Here is a 16,381-nt window from a genome sequence, read left to right on the forward strand (position 1 = left end):
ACCTGATGAGCTTCGGCGCGCTCCAATGATTGCCTAGCTCACCGCCGCGTATTACCCGCCGTCCATTGGCCGGCGCTGGCGAAGCGGACGGCTTCTTCCGCGGCGTCGACCAGGGCGCGTGCCTTGAGGACGCTCTCCTGGTATTCGGCCTCGAGATCGGAGTCGGCGACGACGCCGACGCCGGCCTGGACGTACATCGTGTCGTCCTTCACCAGCGCCGTGCGCAGCAGGATGCAGGTGTCCATCGAGCCGTTCGCAGCGAAATAGCCGGCGCAGCCGGCATACATGCCACGCCGCACCGGCTCGACCTCGTCGATGATCTGCATGGCGCGCACCTTGGGGGCGCCCGAGAGCGTGCCGGCCGGGAAGCCCGCCTTCAGCACGTCTATCGCATCGAGCCCATCTTCGATTGTGCCCTCGACGTGGCTGCTGATGTGCTGGAGGCGGCTGTACTTCTCGATGGTGAACTGCTCGACGACCCGCACCGAACCGATCTTGGATACGCGGCCGACATCGTTGCGCGCCAGGTCGACCAACATCAGGTGCTCGGCATGCTCCTTGGGATCGGCGAGGAGCTTCTCGGCGAGCTGCTTGTCTTCTTCAGGTGTGGCGCCGCGCCGGATCGTGCCGGCGAGCGGCCGGATGGTGACGGTGTTGTCGCGCAGCCGGACCAGGATCTCGGGGCTCGAGCCCACGATCTGGAAGTCGCCATAGTCGAAGAAGATCAGGAACGGCGAGGGATTGATGCGGCGCAGCGCCCGGTAGAGCGACAGGGGCGGCAGCTTGAACGGCAGCGAGAAGCGCTGCGACGGCACGATCTGGAAGGCGTCGCCCGCGCGGATGTACTCCTTGCAGGTCTCGACCATCGCCTTGAAGTCTTCCTTCGACATGTTCGCCTGCGGCAGGGGCAGGGCGTCGAGGACATCGGCGCTATCGCGGCGGAAGGGCAGAGTCCGCTCGAAGTCGGAAACGGCGTCGCCCAGCCGTTCCTGCGCGGCCTCGTAGGCGGCTCGTGCGCTGATGTCCTTCTGCGGCCAGACCGGCGTGACCAGGGTCACGTTGTCTTCGAGGCGGTCGATGATGCAGATCAGGGTCGGCCGCACCATGATCGCGTCGGGCAGGCCGATCGGATCGGGATTGTTGTCGGGCAGCCGCTCCATGTCGCGGACCATGTCGTAGCCCAGGAAGCCGAACAGGCCCGACGCCATCGGCGGCAGGCCCGCCGGCAGTTCCATCTGGCATTCCTTGATCAGTGTGCGCAGCGTGTCGAGCGGCCGGCCGTCGAGATTCTCGAAGGCCTGCGAATCGCTCTGGGCCCGGCGGTTGATCGTGACCTGGCCCTTGCGGCAGCGCCACACGACATCGGGCTTGAAGCCGATGATCGAGTAGCGGCCGCGCACCGAGCCACCCTCGACCGATTCCAGCAGGAAGGAGTTGGCGCGGCCGTCGGCCAGCTTGAGATAGGCCGAGACGGGCGTCTCGAGGTCGGCGACCAGCTTGGTCGAGACGACCTGCGGCGTGCCGGAGTCATAGCGCGCCGCGAAGGCGTCGAAGTCGGGCGAGATCGACATGGGGGAACTCTACTGCTGCTGCGCGAAGGTCGCCTGGAAGGCGGCCTCGTCGACGGTGACGCCATACTTGGCGCGGAGCGCCGCCACGAGCTGCAGGATCAGGTCGTTGGCCACCATCGTGTCGAGCTGCTTGCCGAAGCGGTCGAGCTGCTCCTTGTCCTTGGCGAGGTCGGGCGCCTCGACCGACTTCAGGCGCACCAGCACGCTGCCTTCGGCGGTGCGCACCGACTGGGTCTTGTCGGGCGGCAGCTTGAACAATTCCTGCACCACCGGCTGGCTGAGATAGTTGCCGGCATCGGCCTCGAAGCGGGTGACGGGCTTGGCGATGCGGGCCTCCAGGCCCAGCTCCTTGGCCAGCGCCACGAAGTCGGTGCCGCTGTTCGACTTCTCGACCGCCGCTTTGACCTTCTCGTCAGCCAGCTTGCGGCGCTCTTCGTTCTGCCATGCCGCGACCACACGGTCCTCGACCTCGGCCAGAGTCGGCGCCCGCGAGGGCGTGATGCGGTCGGTGCGGACGATGAAATATTCGCCGCGCGGGGTTTCCAGCAGCTCGCTCTCGGCGTTCTCGCGGGTCGCGAAGGCTGCCTGCACCAGCTCGGCCGAGGCGGGGCCGATCACGACCTGCTTGCCGGCGGCATCCTGGCCACGGGCATCGACGTTCTCGAAGGTCCGGACCTTGAGGCCGAGATCCTCGGCTGCGGCCTTCATCGACTGGGTCCGGCCCAGCACGCGCTCGAAGTCGGTGACCAGCTTGATGAGGAGATCCGGCGCCTGCTGCGCCTTCAGGTCCTTCTCGAGCTTCTCCTTGACCTCCTCGAAGGGCACCGACTTGCCGGCCTCGATCTTGTTGATGCGCACGATGTGCCAGCCGAGCGGCGACTGGATCGGCGCCGCCGCGATGCCTTCGGGCAGGCCGAAGATGCCGTCGGCCAGCGGGCCGGGCGGCAGGTCCTTCTTGGTCACTGGGCCGAGCTTGATCACGCCGTCGGCATTGCCGGTCACTTCTTTGGCGGCGTCTTCCAGCGATTTGCCGCCTTGGGCGGCGGCGATGATCGCCTTGGCCTTGTCCTCGGTGTCGGTCATCGCCTGGTCGACGTCGCGCTTCTCGGGCGTGCCGAACTCGGCGGTCCGCGCCTCGTATTCCTGGCGCACGGCGTCGGCGGTGACGGCCACCTGGTTCTGCACGTCGTCGACAGTAATCATGACGTAGGAGAAGTTACGGAACTCCGGTACCTGGAACTTGGCCTTGTTGGCCTCGAAATAGGTGTTGAGCTGCTCCGGCGTCGGCTTCGGGACGTCGACGACGATGGCGTCGGGAACGTAGATCGTCTCGGCGATGCGCTTCTCGCTTTCGAGCTTGAAGATCTGGTCGCGCAGCGAGGCCGGCGCGAGCCCGTCGGCGCGCACGGCGCCGAACAACTGGCCGGCGGCGATCTGGCGGCGCATGTCCGTCACGAACTGTGCTTCGGTGATGCGGGCTTGCTGTAAGCGGTTGCGATAGAGCAGGGGATCGAACGAGCCGCCTGTGCCCTGGAAGGCCGGGTTGCGGGCGATGGTGGCGCGTACTTCCTCGTCGCTGACGGTCAGGCCGAACTCGCGGACGGCGTAGTCGAGAACGGCCCGCTGGATGACCTCCTCGAGGGCACGCACATGCAGGCCGAAGCGCAGCGCCTGCTCCTGCTCGGGGCGCTGGCCGGTCTGGCGCTGGATCGCCTCGAGCTGATTATTAAACTGTTCGCGGACCTCGGTGGCATAGACGGGCGCGCCGCCAACCCAGCCATAGAGGGGAATCTTCGTGCCGCCGACATGCGCTACTTCGGTGCTGCGCCCGACCGCCTTCAGCATGTCGCCGACGCCCCACAGGCCGAAGCTGATGATCAGCATGCCGAAGAGAATGGAAAGAACGATGAAGCGGGCGTACTTGCGGAACTGATTCACGGGGCCGGGCAGGGTTTCTTGACGGGGCGCCATGCCTACCACCGGCCCCAGGGACAGGCAACCAAGCGGCCTTTGACCGCAAACGCCACCGCCTTTAGATACGCCACAAGCAATGAAGGGGACTGAAATGGCGCGGACGAGGCGACCGCTGATCGCGGGCAATTGGAAGATGAACGGTCTAAAGGCCGATGCCCTTGCCCTCGCCAAGGATGTTGCCGCCGGCGTGAAGCAGGCCGGCTGGAGCGACCGCGAACTGCTGGTCTGCCCGCCGGCGACGCTGGTCGCCGCCGTGGCCGAGGCCGCGAAGGGAAGCGGGTTGCTGGTCGGCGGCCAGAACTGCCATGCCAAGGCGAGCGGCGCCCATACCGGTGACGTCTCCGCCGAGATGCTGAAGGATGCCGGCGCCAGCCACGTCATCGTCGGCCATTCCGAGCGCCGCGCCGATTGCGGCGAGACCGATGCGATCGTGAAGGCCAAGGCCGAGGCTGCCTGGCGGGCCGGCCTGCTGCCGATCGTCTGCATCGGCGAGACGCTGGCCGAGCGCGAAGCCGGCAAGACGCTCGAGGTCCTCGAAACCCAACTCAAGGGCAGCGTCCCGGCGGGTTCGACGGCCGCCAACCTGGTCGTGGCCTACGAACCGGTCTGGGCGATCGGCACCGGCAAGACACCGACCGTGGCCGAAGTGGCTGCAGCCCACGCGCATATTCGCAAGGTGCTGGGCGGGCTGACGGGCGAGGCGGCGGGCGTGCGTCTGCTCTACGGCGGCTCGGTGAAGGGCAGCAATGCCGCCGAGCTCCTGGCCGCGGGCGATGTCGACGGCGCCCTGGTGGGCGGCGCGAGCCTGAATGCCGCGGAATTTTTGTCTATCGCCAAGGCCGCCTAAAGCGGCTAGAAGCGCCCGCTTGGCGAAGATGCCCCCTTAAGCCTGGACGAAAATGGACGCCGTAAGACACTTCCTCCACGAATGGCGCCTCGTGCTGCTCGTCATCCATGTCGGTGTGACGACCGCGATGATCATCGTGATCCTCCTGCAGCGCAGCGAAGGCGGCGGCCTGGGCATGGGCGGCCGCTCGGACGCGTTGTTCTCGGTGCGCGGCCAGGCCAACGTGCTGTCGCGCATGACCGCGATCTTCGCGAGCATCTTCTTCGTCCTGAGCCTGATCATGGCGTGGAGCATGACCGATCCGGTCCGTGCCACGCGGTCGATCATGGATCGCGCACCGGTCGGATCTGGCGCGCCTGCCGCTCCAGGCGGCGGCATGGCGCCTGCTGCGCCGACGGCGCCCGCCGCGCCGGCGCAACCCGCCGCTCCGACCCGCTAGGGCCGACATGACATCAGCTTCCTCCCTCCGCCGAAATCTTTCCGGCGGAGCGATATCCCCATGGCTGCGCTCCACAAGCGCTTGTATGCTGTAGGCCCATGACGCGCTTTATTTTCATAACGGGCGGCGTGGTTTCCTCGCTTGGCAAGGGTCTTTCCTCGGCGGCGCTCGGCGCCCTGCTGCAGGCTCGCGGCTACAAGGTCCGGCTACGCAAGCTCGACCCCTATCTGAACGTCGATCCGGGCACGATGAGCCCCTACCAGCACGGCGAGGTCTTCGTGACCGACGACGGGGCGGAGACCGACCTCGATCTTGGCCATTACGAGCGCTTCACGGGTGTCGACGCCAAGCAGAGCGACAACATCACCACCGGCCGCATCTATTCGACCGTGATCGCCAAGGAGCGGCGGGGTGAGTATCTCGGCGCAACCGTTCAGGTCATTCCACACGTCACCGACGCCATCAAGGACTTCGTCCTCGCCGACACCGACAAGGAAGACTTCGTCCTGGTCGAGGTCGGCGGTACGGTCGGCGACATCGAGAGCACGCCGTTTCTCGAAGCCATCCGCCAGGTCGGCAACGAGCTCGGCCGCGAGCGCACGATGTACGTGCATCTCACCCTGTTGCCGTGGGTGCCGACGGCCGGTGAGCTGAAGACCAAGCCGACCCAGCATTCGGTGAAGGAGCTGCTGAGCGTCGGTATCCAGCCCGACCTGCTGGTCTGCCGCAGCGGCGACAAGGAGATTCCGGCCAACGAGCAGCGCAAGATCGCGCTGTTCTGCAACGTGAAGCCGGAGCGGGTCATTGAGGCGCGCGACGTCGACACGATCTACCAGGTGCCGATCGCCTATCACGAGAAGGGCTTCGACCGCGAGATTTGCCGTTACTTCGGCCTGCCGGCCGACGAGGAGCCCAATCTCGATCGCTGGCGCGGGGTCGTGCGTTCGGTGCGCGAGCCCGAGGGCAAGGTCACGATCGCCGTCGTCGGCAAGTACACGGTGCTGCTCGACGCCTACAAGTCGCTCTCCGAGGCGCTGACCCATGGCGGTTTCGGCAGCAACGTGAAGGTCGGCCTGGAGTGGATGGACTCCGAGATCTTCGAGCGCGACGACGCCGTCACCCGCCTAGAGCATGTCCACGGCATCCTGGTGCCCGGCGGCTTCGGCGAGCGCGGCACCGAGGGCAAGATCCACGCGGTGAAGTTCGCCCGCGAGCGCAAGGTGCCGTTCTTCGGCATCTGCTTCGGCATGCAGATGGCCGTGATCGAGGCGGCGCGGAACCTGCTGGGCATCGAGACGGCTTCGTCGAGCGAGTTCGGCCCGACCGACCATGCGGTGGTCGGCCTGATGACCGAATGGATGAAGGGCAACCAGCTCGAGAAGCGTTCGGCCGACGGCGACCTGGGTGGGACGATGCGGCTGGGTGCCTTCCCGGCGCACCTGCGGCCGGGCACAAAGGTCCACGAGATCTACGGCCAGGACGTGATCAGCGAGCGGCACCGCCATCGCTACGAGGTGAACGTCAACTACAAGGACCGGCTGGAGCAGGTGGGGCTGCGTTTCTCGGGCATGTCGCCCGACGGCATCCTGCCCGAGATCGTCGAGATTCCCGACCATCCCTGGTTCATTGGCGTCCAGTACCATCCCGAACTGAAGTCGCGGCCCTTCGCACCGCACCCGCTGTTCACTTCGTTCATCGGCGCGGCCAAGACACAGAGTCGCCTCGTCTAGGCAAGGGTGGGGCCGCGGCCGGGTCGCATTTCCGTCACCTTTTTCAGGTGAATTGACAGGCATGTTCCGTATTGCCGCCCTCGTCACACTCGCCGTCCTCACGCTCGGCTCTAATGCCTGGGCACAGGCCGCCTCGCAGTCGTCCTACGGCAAGGCCGAGCGGCGCGATCCCATCTTCCTGCGCTTCAGCGAGATGGCGAACCGCTACTGGGTGAACAGCGACACCAACTCGGCCAGCCACAAGGTCGTGGCGATCCCGATGCCCAAGCAATGCGCCTTCATGTATGCCGACGCCTACACGCGCGGCCAGCAGAGCGAGAGCGAAGTGCAGCAGATCGCTTTGTCGAACTGCAACCGGCGCCTCCAGGAACTCGGCCCCCTCGGCGAGAATTACGGCGTCGACTGCCGCTGCCAGGTGGTCATCAGCGACGAGACCTATGTCGTGCCGAAATCCTCGATGCCGGATGACGCCTACGGTCCGACCTCGATCTTCTACCGCGACGATCGCGGCAACGTCGCGCGGCTGAACGGCCAGGTGCGCTACGGCGCGCTGATCGGCCGGGATCGCTCGGTCACCTTCACCGTCGACAATCCGCGCGGCGAGCAGGTGTGCAACGGCACCATGACCAACGAGAATCCCGGCAGCGGCCAGTTCTCGCTGTCCTGCTTCGGCGGCAAGTTCGCCGGCCGCGGTACCTATGAGAACAAGACCGGCGCACCCAACGACCACATCATCGCCCGCGGCCAGACCGGGCGCGGCCAGCCGGTCACCATGGTGATCGGCCTGCCGGCGCAGCTCGCGGCCAATACCTATGGCGGTATGTGAAATGCGCCTCGCCGCTGCTTCCATCATCGGCTTGGCGCTTCTGGCGCCGGTCGTCGCCTCTGCGCAGAGCGCCGGCGAAGTCGAGCGCTGCTTCCAGAATCCCGCCGCCTGCGCGTCCGGCGGTGGAGGAGGAGGGGGCGGCGCTGCTCCAGCCCAGCACGTACCGGCGCCCGTCACCGCTGCGCGTCCGGCACCGGCGCCCGACTACACGACGGTGCTCAACAGCTCTGACGCCGAGCGCAAGAAGATCCAGGAATCGCTGCGCACGCTCGACAAGTACAACGGCCCGATCGACGGCAACCTGCAGTCCGAAGCCACGGTCAAGGCGATCGGCGACTGGCAGAAGGGCCGCAACACGCCGGTCGTCGGTAAGCTGACGCCACAGGAGGCCGCCCAACTCAACGCCGAGGCGACGCGTGCGCCGATCCGCCGGCTTGAATCGCCGCCGCCGCAGACCGCCACGCCGGTGCCGTTGGCGCCGGCCAGGCCGTCCAACGCCGATGCGCTGAAGGCCCTGCAGGACAGGCTCGCCGAGCGTCGCAAGGCCGCTGAGCCGAAGGCCAATGCCGCGGCGCAGGCGCTGGTGCGCGACCTCAAGGCGTATGTCGCGGCCGATGGCAAAGGCGTGGCGGGCGACCAGTTCGCGCCCTTCGCCAAATGGTACGCCGACAACAAGGCCGCCGGCCATACCGTCGGCGAGATCGCGCCCGTGATCGACGACTACGGTGACGCCAAGGCCGGCGCCGTGACCACCACCGAGGTCAAGTTCGAGACCAAACAGGGCGACAAGACCTACGGCCAATGCCTGGTCTTCGCCTGGATCGAAGGCACTCCGCGCAAGAACCCGCAAGCCTTCACCTGCGACGACGTCGCCGCGGTCGAGAAATGGAAGACCGACCAGGCGCTCAAGAGCGCCTGGCGGTAGCAATGGAGCGCGCCACTCCAGTGGCGCTCATGATCATGATTGCGCCACTGGAGTGGCGCGCTCCAATTACGGTGACCCCTTAAGCATTCGCCCCGTGGATCGCCTCGATCACGGCTTTCGTCACATCCACAGTTCGCGCCGCGCCACCGAGGTCGGGCGTGTGGAAGCGCTTGTCGGCCGTGACACGCTCGATCGCCTTCATCAGGCGGCCGGCGGCGGCCGGCTCTCCGAGATGCTCCAGCATCATCACCGCCGACCAGAAGGTGCCGACCGGATTGGCCACGCCCTTGCCCATGATGTCGAAGGCCGAACCGTGGATCGGCTCGAACATCGAGGGGAAGGTGCGTTCGGGGTTCAGGTTGGCGGTCGGCGCGATGCCCAGCGAACCGGCAAGTGCTGCGGCAAGGTCCGAGAGGATGTCGGCGTGCAGGTTGGTTGCCACCACCGTGTCGATGCTGCCGGGCTTCATCACCATGCGCATGGTCATGGCGTCGACCAGCATCTTGTCCCAGGTGACGTCCTTGAAGTCGGCGGCGACCTCGTTCGCGATCTCGTCCCACATCACCATGGCGTGGCGCTGGGCGTTCGACTTGGTGACGACGGTGAGGAGCTTGCGCGGCCGCGACTGCGCCAGCTTGAACGCAAACCGCAGGATGCGCTCGACGCCGGCCCGCGTGAACATCGACACGTCGGTCGCCGCCTCGATCGGCGAGCCCTGGTGGACCCGGCCGCCGACGCCGGAATACTCGCCCTCGGAATTCTCGCGCACGATCACCCAGTCGAGCTCGTTGCCGTTCACATGGCGCAGCGGCGAGGTGATGCCTGGCAGCACGCGGGTCGGGCGGACGTTGGCGTACTGGTCGAAGGGCTGGCAGATCGCCAGCCGCAGGCCCCACAGGGTGACATGGTCGGGAATGTCGGGATGGCCGGCCGAGCCGAACAGGATCGCATCGTGCCTGGCGATCTGCTCGCGCCCGTCGACCGGCATCATGCGGCCGTGCTTCTTGTAGTAGTCGCCGCCCCAGTCGAAATGGTCGATCTGGAAGGCGAAGCTGCCCTCGCGCTTCGCGATGGCCTCCAGCACCTCGACTCCCGCCGACACGACCTCCGTGCCGATGCCGTCGCCGGGAATGGCTGCGATCTTGTAACTCTTCATCACGATCTCCGGATCAATTGGTTCCCTTGACGCCGGCCGCCTTGATCACGGCGTCCCAGCGCTTCACTTCGGATTCGAGGTAGCTCTTGAGCGCCGCCGGGCTGACCTGCGCCTCGGCGACGGGTTCGGTGCCGAGGCCGGCAAAGCGCTCGATCACCTTGGGGTCCTTCAGCGCGACCTTCAGCGCCGCGACGAGCTTGTCGGTGACGTCCTTGGGCAGTCCCTTGGGCGCCCACAGCGCGTGCCAAGCCGAGACCTCGAAGCCGGGCAGGGTGCCGCTGTCGAAGGTCGGCAGGTCGGGGACGGACGAGACCTTGGCCTTGGTGGTGACGGCGTAGCCCTTGATGCGGCCTTCCTTGATGTGGCCGGTCGTGTTGGTGGTCTGGTCGCACATCACGTCGAACGTGCCGCCGAGCAAATCGTTCATTGCCGGGCCGGTGCCGCGATAGCCCACGCCTTCCATCTTGATGCCCAGCTCCTTCATCAGCAGCAGCATGCAGAGGTGCGAGGCCGAGCCGATGCCGGCATGGCCGTAGGTCGCCTTGCCCTGGTTGGCCTTCATCCAGGCCACGATCTCGACGATGTCCTTGGGCGGCAGGCCGGCCTTGGAGACCAGGGTCATCGGCACGTCGGTGATGCGGCCGAGATGGTCGAAGTCGCTTACGACGTCGTACTTCAGGCCGTCATAGAGGGCCGGGGCGGTGGCCTGTGCGATGTGCCAGACGGCGATCGTGTAGCCGTCGGGTGCCGCGCGGGCGACCTTGGCCATGCCGATCGTGCCACCGGCGCCGCCGACATTCTCGACCACCACGGTCTGGCCGAAGGTCTTGGTCATCGACTCGGCGATCAGGCGCGCCACCGTGTCGGTCGGACCGCCAGCCGCGGCCGGCACGATCAGGGTGATCGGCTTGTTGGGGTAGGCGCTTTGCGCGAAGGCCGGCCCGGCCATAGCGGCCGAGGCCAGGGTTGCGGATGCAGCCAGCGCGCCGGTCAACAGGGCACGACGAAAATAGTCCATGATTCACTCCCACGCTTTCCGATTTGCTCCTTCCTTACGGCCGTTGACGGCAGGCTGCAATTGACTCGCCCCTTCGCAACGAGAGCTTCGCCGCCACAATCCCGGAAATCGCTCTCGAGGGTTTTTCGTTTCGTTTGTTTCGTATATTTCGTTTGTTTCGTTTATGCGCCTTGGCGGTGTCGCCGGGGCGCAAGGTCGGAACGAGCACACGATTGATATAGAGGTGGAAGCATTGCTCTAGGACGTCGGCGTCGTCTGCCCGGCTGCCCATAGCCATTTGTCATTCGCGTCGGCGAATACACAGAGCGAGCGATAGGTCGCCCGGACTTCGCGCCCGCCGGCGGTGAATCGGTCGCGCAGGGTCAAGGTTGCCATGGCGAAGCCGGGGAATTTTTTGACCGAGAGGTCGTCGATCTTCTGCTCGAGGAACACGACCTTGCCGAACGTGCAGTAGGTCTCGACATAGCCTGTCTTGTCGAACTTCGTGCCGGTGGCGTTGACGTAGACGAAGTCGTCATGGAGCAGCGCGGCCAGCGTCTTGGCCGACCGGCGCACCATCGCATCTGCCTTTGCCGCGAGAACCTGCCGGATCGCATCGGCAGGCATCGGGTTACTTCGCGTGCTCGAGGTAGCTTTCGAAGACGCCGACATGGACGAAGGCCTGGTCGGCTGAGTCCGACCACAGGTCCCGCGAGTCGAAGCGGACGTCGTAGGTCGGTTCGTCCTCGGCTTCGATCCCGTGGCCGTGTGCGTCGGGGAACGGGTAGGCGGGCGATACGCCGACCACCACGCCGCTCTTGCCGCGGATGTAGCCCGGCATGCGGACGTGGCCGGGGACGTAATCCGTCTTCACGGTGACCTTGTCGCCGACCTTCAGCGTCTGGCGCGTGGCGACGTTGCCGCGGCCGGGGGCGCTGGGCGAGGAGAGGGGGAAGGTGCCCTGGGCGCGGCGCTCCAGCTCCTCTTGCGTCAGGATGCCCTTCTCGACGCAGAGCGTCGCCAGGCTGGTCAGCGAGCGCTCGTAGTAGCTGGCCGACAGATAGTGCCGTGGCTCCATGCGCTCGATGGCGTGGCGGTACTCGTCCATGTTGAAGATGCCGAGCTTCACCGCCAGCGAGTAGAGCGCGTTGACCCGCTTCTCCCACGGCTCGTGGAAGGTTTCCGCGCGCAGCGAATAGCGGATGCGGCCAAAGCCCTGCTTGCCGCCGAGATCGTGCATGCCGTCCATGATCGACCCCGTTCCTAGAGACGCGAGACGCCGATCATGGCGTCCTTGGTGACGAGGCCGGCGAGCTTCTCTTCCGACCAGCCCTCGGTGTCGGCCGGGCGCACCGGCAGCACCATGTAGCGGGTGTCGGCCGTCGTATCCCAGACGCGGATCTCCATGTCGGCCGGCAAGTCGAGGCCCATCTCCTTCAGCACGGTGCGCGACTGGCGCACGACCCGGGCGCGATACTCCAGCTCCTTGTACCAGTCCGGCGGCAGGCCGATGATCGAGAAGGCCGTGCAGGAGCAGAGGGTGCAGCAGATCACGTTATGGATCTTGGGCGTGTTCTCCAGCACGACGAGGTGCCGGTGATGCGGCGGCATCGACAGGCCGAGTTCGGTGACGGCCTCGCGGCCGTTGGCGAACAGGCGCTCGCGGAACGCAGGATCGGTCCAGGCCTTGGCGACGACCCGAGCGCCGTTCTCCGGAACCCATTCCTCCTCGGCGAGGTGCTTGAACTCGCGGATGAAGTTTTCCGGCTCCAAGCCGCGCTCCTGGAACGCGGCCTCGATGGCGTCGGTGCGCGCTTCGACCGAAGCGGTGGCCTGATGGTGATGGGTCTGGTCGGGCATTGTTTTCTCCCAGGCGGCGGCAATTCTGGCCGGGAAGTATAGGAAGCGCGCGCCATCGCGTCACTTGCTCCCCGCCGTCCGTGCGGGCTAGACAGGCCGCGCCCAACAGGAGTTTTTCTCATGAGCGCCATAGCTGAAGTCCGCGGCCGCGAAATCCTCGACAGCCGTGGCAATCCCACCGTCGAAGTCGAGGTCGAACTCGACAGCGGCGCGATCGGCCGTGCGGCCGTCCCGTCCGGCGCCTCGACCGGCGCGCATGAGGCGGTCGAATTGCGCGACGGCGACAAGAAGCGCTATGGCGGCAAGGGCGTACTCAAGGCGGTCGCCGCGGTGAACGGCGAGATCATGGACCTGCTGTCCGGCCTCGACGCGCTGGAGCAGATCAAGATCGACCGCGCCCTGATCGAACTCGACGGCACCCCGAACAAGGGCCGCCTCGGCGCCAACGCGATCCTCGGCGCCTCGCTGGCGGTGGCCAAGGCCGCGGCGATGGACAGCGGCCTGCCGCTCTACCGCTATGTCGGTGGCAGCCAGGCCTCGGTGCTGCCGGTGCCGCTGATGAACATCATCAACGGCGGCGCCCATGCCGACAATCCGATCGACATCCAGGAATTCATGATCATGCCGGTGAAGGCGGATCGCTTCGCCGATGCGCTGCGCATGGGCGCGGAGGTCTTCCACGCGCTGCGCGGCCAGCTCCATGACGCCGGCCACAATACCAACGTGGGCGACGAGGGCGGCTTCGCGCCGAACCTCGCGACGGCCGACGAGGCGCTGTCCTTCGTCATGAAGGCGATCGAGAAGGCCGGCTACAAGCCCGGCGAGGACGTCATGCTGGCCCTCGACCCGGCCTCGACCGAGTTCTTCAAGAAGGGCAAGTACGAGATGGAAGGCGAGGGCAAGTCGTTCGATGCCGCCGGCATGGTCGACTACTACGCCGATCTCGTGAGCCGCTACCCGATCGTGTCGATCGAGGACGGCATGGCCGAGGACGACATGAAGGGCTGGAAGGCCATCACCGACAAGCTCGGCAAGAAGATCCAGCTGGTCGGCGACGACCTGTTCGTCACCAACCCGAAGCGCCTGGAGCAGGGCATCAAGGACGGGCTGGCCAACGCGATCCTGGTCAAGGTGAACCAGATCGGCACGCTGACCGAGACGATGGAAGCCGTCTCCATGGCACGCAATGCGAGCTATGGCGCCGTCATGTCCCACCGCTCGGGCGAGACCGAGGACGCGACCATCGCCGACCTCGCCGTCGCCACCAACTGCGGCCAGATCAAGACCGGCTCGCTGTCGCGCTCCGATCGCCTGGCCAAGTACAACCAGCTCCTGCGCATCGAGGAGCAGCTCGGCACCCAGGCGCGCTACGCGGGGACGTCGATCCTGCGCGGCTGAGCGCAGGCTGAAACGGAATGACGAAGGGTCGCCGCGGCGGCCCTTTTTCATTTTGAGAGGAAGAGCAAGGATCCTTCGCTTCGCTCAGGATGACACCGTCGTTGGACCCTACGCAGTGCGCCAAACCCAGGACGGGTGTCATCCTGAGCGAAGCGAAGGATCCTTAATCTGCCTGACTAATAGTTGACGAAGTCAATCAATTGATTGACCATGGCAACCATCTCGGAGGTGGCCATGGCAACGTCGTCGCTCGCGTCCCGCATCGAGTCGGTGCGTCGTTTCTCGCGCTTCTACACTCGCCGTATCGGCGTGCTGGAGGAGACGCTCCTGCACAGCCCGTTCACGCTGCCCGAGGGACGCCTCGTCTACGAAATCGCCAATCGCGACAGGCCGACGGCGCAGGAGCTGTGCCGCGATCTCGGCCTCGACCCCGGCTATGTCAGCCGTATGCTACAGGGACTGGAGAAGAGGGGCTGCGTCGCCCGCACCCGCTCGCAGACGGACAAGCGCCAGACCGAGCTGACGCTGACGGCCAAGGGCCAGACGCTCTGGGGTGCGATGAACGAGCAGTCGCGGCAGGATATCGCCAAGTTGTTGGCCGAGCTGCCGGTCGAGCGTCAGGACAAGCTGGTGAAGGCACTGGAGACCGTGCAGCTGCTACTCGACGAGCCGCCGGAGAAGCGGGTGCCCTTCACCCTGCGGCCGCACCAGCCGGGCGACATGGGCTGGATCATCCGCCGCCAGACCCAGCTCTATGCCAACGAATACGGCTGGGACGGCACCTTCGAGGCGATGCTCGCGGAGATCGCGGGCAAGTTCATCTCGAAGTTCAATCCAAAGTCCGACAATTGCTGGATCGCTGAGCGCAACGGCGAGATCGTGGGATCGGTGTTCCTGGTGCGTGCCGGCAAGAACACCGGGCAGCTCCGTATGCTCTATGTCGAGTCGACCGCGCGCGGCCTCGGCATCGGCCAGAAGCTGGTCGAGGCCTGCATCGAGGATGCCCGCGCCAAGGGCTACAAAAAGCTGATGCTGTGGACCAACGATATCCTGGTCTCGGCGCGCAAGATCTACATTGCGGCGGGGTTCCGTCTCATCAAGGAAGAGAAGCACGACAGCTTCGGCAAGAAGCTGGTCGGGCAGTTCTGGTCGATGGACCTGTGACGCGGCCGGGCCCGCTCTGGGCTGCGGCCGGCACCGGCTTCCAGGTCGGCGCGGCGATGGTGGCGACGCGCTATGTCGTCGACGCCGCCGGGCCGGGCTCGCTGGGTTTCCTGCGCTATCTCATCGGGCTGATCTGCCTCGTACCGGCGCTGTGGCTGCGGCCGTGGCACAGGATCGCCAACCGCGATCTCTTGCCGATCGGGCTTCTGGGCATCTGCCAGTTTGCGGCGCTGATGGTGCTGCTGAACTATTCGCTGCTGCACATCCCGGCAGCCCGCGCGTCGCTGCTGTTCTCGACGTTTCCGCTGATGACGATGATCCTCTCGGCACTGCTGGGCCGCGAGCGCTTTACGACAGCCAAAGTCGGCGGCGCGCTGCTCACCTTTGCCGGCGTGGCCATTGCGCTGGGCGGCGCGGCGATGACGACGCAGCCGCAGCACGGATCGGTCTGGCTCGGTACGCTGTCGGCGCTAGGAGCGGCCTTTTGCGGCGCTGTCTGCTCGATCTTCTATGCGCGCTATGTCGTGCGTTACTCAGCGCTGCATGTGACGTCCTTCGCCATGTTCGTGGCAGTGCTGGCGCTGGCCGGCATCGCCGCCGCCGAAGGCTTCTTCCTGGCCTGGCCACGCTTCACCGTCGGCGAGGTCGCAGCCATCGTCTTCATCGGCTTCTCGAGCGGCATCGGCTTCTTCCTGTGGGCCTATGCGCTGGGCAATGCGCCGCCGACGCTGGTCACGATCTTCCTGGGCCTCGGTCCGGTGACGGCGGCGCTGGGCGGAACGGCGCTGCTCGGCGAGCCTTTGCCGGTAGCCGCTTTGCTGGGCCTCGCCTGCGTCCTCGGGGGCCTCTGGTGGGCGCTCAAGCCCGCTTCGCGTCGCCAGCTTCGAAATGCGCCAGTTGGTCGGCATGGGCCTTCTTGAAGGTAGGGCGATCGGTGACACGGTTCACATAGGCTTCGGTCTTCGGCCGGTCGCCAAAAGCGCGAACCTTCCCGACGCGCAACACATCGGTCATCAGCAGATCGGCAGCGGTGAAGCGATCCGCTGCCAGCCACTCCCGTTCGCCCAACACCTTCTCGAGCTGGTCGAGGCGATTGCCCATCCAGCCGGTGAGGGCATTGTCCTTTTGCCCGGTGATTTCCAGGAACCACCAGGACACGCTCACCATCTCGATCGAGTTGAGCGCGGCGAACATCCATTGCAGCGTCGCGGCTTCACCGGCCGGATCGCGCGGCATCAGCTTCTCGCTCTTGCGGGCGAGATGCATCAGTCCGGCGCCGCTCTCGAACATTTCGAGGTCGCCGTCGCTCAGGAACGGGACTTGGCCGAACGGCTGTTGTTCGAGATGGTTCGTCTCCCGCCCGTCGAAGGCGACCGTCCGCACGGAATAGGGAAGTCCCGCTTCCTCGCAGGCCCAGCGGAGCCTGAGATCGCGCACGAAACCGCGCGGGCCCTTGGGGACCCAGTCGTAGGTCCAGATGATGAGGTCGCTCAT

The 16,381-nt window shown here is 66.1% G+C and carries 16 protein-coding genes; 8 read left to right on the forward strand and 8 right to left on the reverse strand.

What is annotated here, in order from left to right:
* Positions 1-38: 38 nt before the first annotated feature.
* Positions 39-1,571: an anthranilate synthase component I gene (trpE, locus tag AC1ROX_RS07835; RefSeq protein WP_493124107.1), complete on the reverse strand. Its 1,533-nt coding sequence runs from the start codon at positions 1,569-1,571 to the stop codon at positions 39-41.
* Positions 1,572-1,580: 9 nt separating this feature from the next.
* Positions 1,581-3,542, reverse strand: coding sequence for a peptidylprolyl isomerase (locus tag AC1ROX_RS07840; RefSeq protein WP_493124109.1), 1,962 nt, complete (start codon positions 3,540-3,542; stop codon positions 1,581-1,583).
* A 94-nt stretch (positions 3,543-3,636) separates the two neighbouring features.
* Here AC1ROX_RS07840 and tpiA point away from each other — a divergent pair, with 94 nt between their 5' ends.
* The 5 genes from tpiA to AC1ROX_RS07865 all read left to right on the forward strand — a co-directional run bounded on the left by tpiA (position 3,637) and on the right by AC1ROX_RS07865 (position 8,312).
* Positions 3,637-4,392, forward strand: a complete 756-nt coding sequence (gene tpiA, locus AC1ROX_RS07845) for a triose-phosphate isomerase (protein WP_493124111.1) — start codon at positions 3,637-3,639, stop codon at positions 4,390-4,392.
* Positions 4,393-4,444: 52 nt separating this feature from the next.
* Positions 4,445-4,831: a preprotein translocase subunit SecG gene (secG, locus tag AC1ROX_RS07850; RefSeq protein ID WP_493124113.1), complete on the forward strand. Its 387-nt coding sequence runs from the start codon at positions 4,445-4,447 to the stop codon at positions 4,829-4,831.
* 98 nt (positions 4,832-4,929) lie between these two features.
* Complete coding sequence (gene pyrG / locus AC1ROX_RS07855) at positions 4,930-6,561, forward strand: CTP synthase (protein ID WP_493124115.1); 1,632 nt, start codon at positions 4,930-4,932, stop codon at positions 6,559-6,561.
* A 61-nt stretch (positions 6,562-6,622) separates the two neighbouring features.
* On the forward strand, positions 6,623-7,387 hold the full coding sequence (locus AC1ROX_RS07860; protein WP_493124117.1) for a hypothetical protein: 765 nt from the start codon (positions 6,623-6,625) through the stop codon (positions 7,385-7,387).
* Between the two features lies 1 nt (position 7,388).
* Positions 7,389-8,312 (forward strand): peptidoglycan-binding domain-containing protein, encoded by a 924-nt coding sequence (locus tag AC1ROX_RS07865; RefSeq protein ID WP_493124119.1) that lies wholly within the window; start codon positions 7,389-7,391, stop codon positions 8,310-8,312.
* A gap of 79 nt (positions 8,313-8,391) precedes the next feature.
* Here the strand turns inward: AC1ROX_RS07865 and AC1ROX_RS07870 are convergent, their stop codons facing one another.
* The 5 genes from AC1ROX_RS07870 to nthA all read right to left on the reverse strand — a co-directional run bounded on the left by AC1ROX_RS07870 (position 8,392) and on the right by nthA (position 12,325).
* A complete protein-coding gene (locus AC1ROX_RS07870; RefSeq protein WP_493124121.1) occupies positions 8,392-9,468 on the reverse strand; it encodes a tartrate dehydrogenase in 1,077 nt (358 codons plus the stop codon).
* 13 nt (positions 9,469-9,481) lie between these two features.
* On the reverse strand, positions 9,482-10,486 hold the full coding sequence (locus AC1ROX_RS07875; protein WP_493124123.1) for a tripartite tricarboxylate transporter substrate-binding protein: 1,005 nt from the start codon (positions 10,484-10,486) through the stop codon (positions 9,482-9,484).
* Positions 10,487-10,723: 237 nt separating this feature from the next.
* Positions 10,724-11,092, reverse strand: coding sequence for a nuclear transport factor 2 family protein (locus tag AC1ROX_RS07880; RefSeq protein WP_493124125.1), 369 nt, complete (start codon positions 11,090-11,092; stop codon positions 10,724-10,726).
* A gap of 4 nt (positions 11,093-11,096) precedes the next feature.
* Positions 11,097-11,714 (reverse strand): nitrile hydratase subunit beta, encoded by a 618-nt coding sequence (nthB, locus tag AC1ROX_RS07885; RefSeq protein ID WP_493124127.1) that lies wholly within the window; start codon positions 11,712-11,714, stop codon positions 11,097-11,099.
* A 14-nt stretch (positions 11,715-11,728) separates the two neighbouring features.
* On the reverse strand, positions 11,729-12,325 hold the full coding sequence (gene nthA, locus AC1ROX_RS07890; RefSeq protein WP_493124129.1) for a nitrile hydratase subunit alpha: 597 nt from the start codon (positions 12,323-12,325) through the stop codon (positions 11,729-11,731).
* Positions 12,326-12,445: 120 nt separating this feature from the next.
* On the opposite strand from nthA, the gene eno reads away from it, so the two are divergent.
* The 3 genes from eno (at position 12,446) to AC1ROX_RS07905 (ending at position 15,807) form a co-directional block, all read left to right on the forward strand.
* Entirely contained in the window at positions 12,446-13,723 is a 1,278-nt protein-coding gene (gene eno / locus AC1ROX_RS07895) for a phosphopyruvate hydratase (protein ID WP_493124131.1), read from the forward strand.
* 234 nt (positions 13,724-13,957) lie between these two features.
* Positions 13,958-14,887, forward strand: coding sequence for a bifunctional helix-turn-helix transcriptional regulator/GNAT family N-acetyltransferase (locus AC1ROX_RS07900; RefSeq protein ID WP_493124133.1), 930 nt, complete (start codon positions 13,958-13,960; stop codon positions 14,885-14,887).
* A complete protein-coding gene (locus AC1ROX_RS07905; RefSeq protein ID WP_493124135.1) occupies positions 14,884-15,807 on the forward strand; it encodes a DMT family transporter in 924 nt (307 codons plus the stop codon). The genes AC1ROX_RS07900 and AC1ROX_RS07905 overlap by 4 nt, the downstream gene beginning before the upstream one ends.
* On the opposite strand, the gene AC1ROX_RS07910 is transcribed toward AC1ROX_RS07905, so the two are convergent.
* Entirely contained in the window at positions 15,746-16,381 is a 636-nt protein-coding gene (locus tag AC1ROX_RS07910) for a glutathione S-transferase family protein (protein ID WP_493124138.1), read from the reverse strand. The two genes, AC1ROX_RS07905 and AC1ROX_RS07910, sit on opposite strands and share 62 nt — an antisense overlap.

Source organism: Reyranella sp. GW821-FHT14A01, assembly GCF_058803965.1.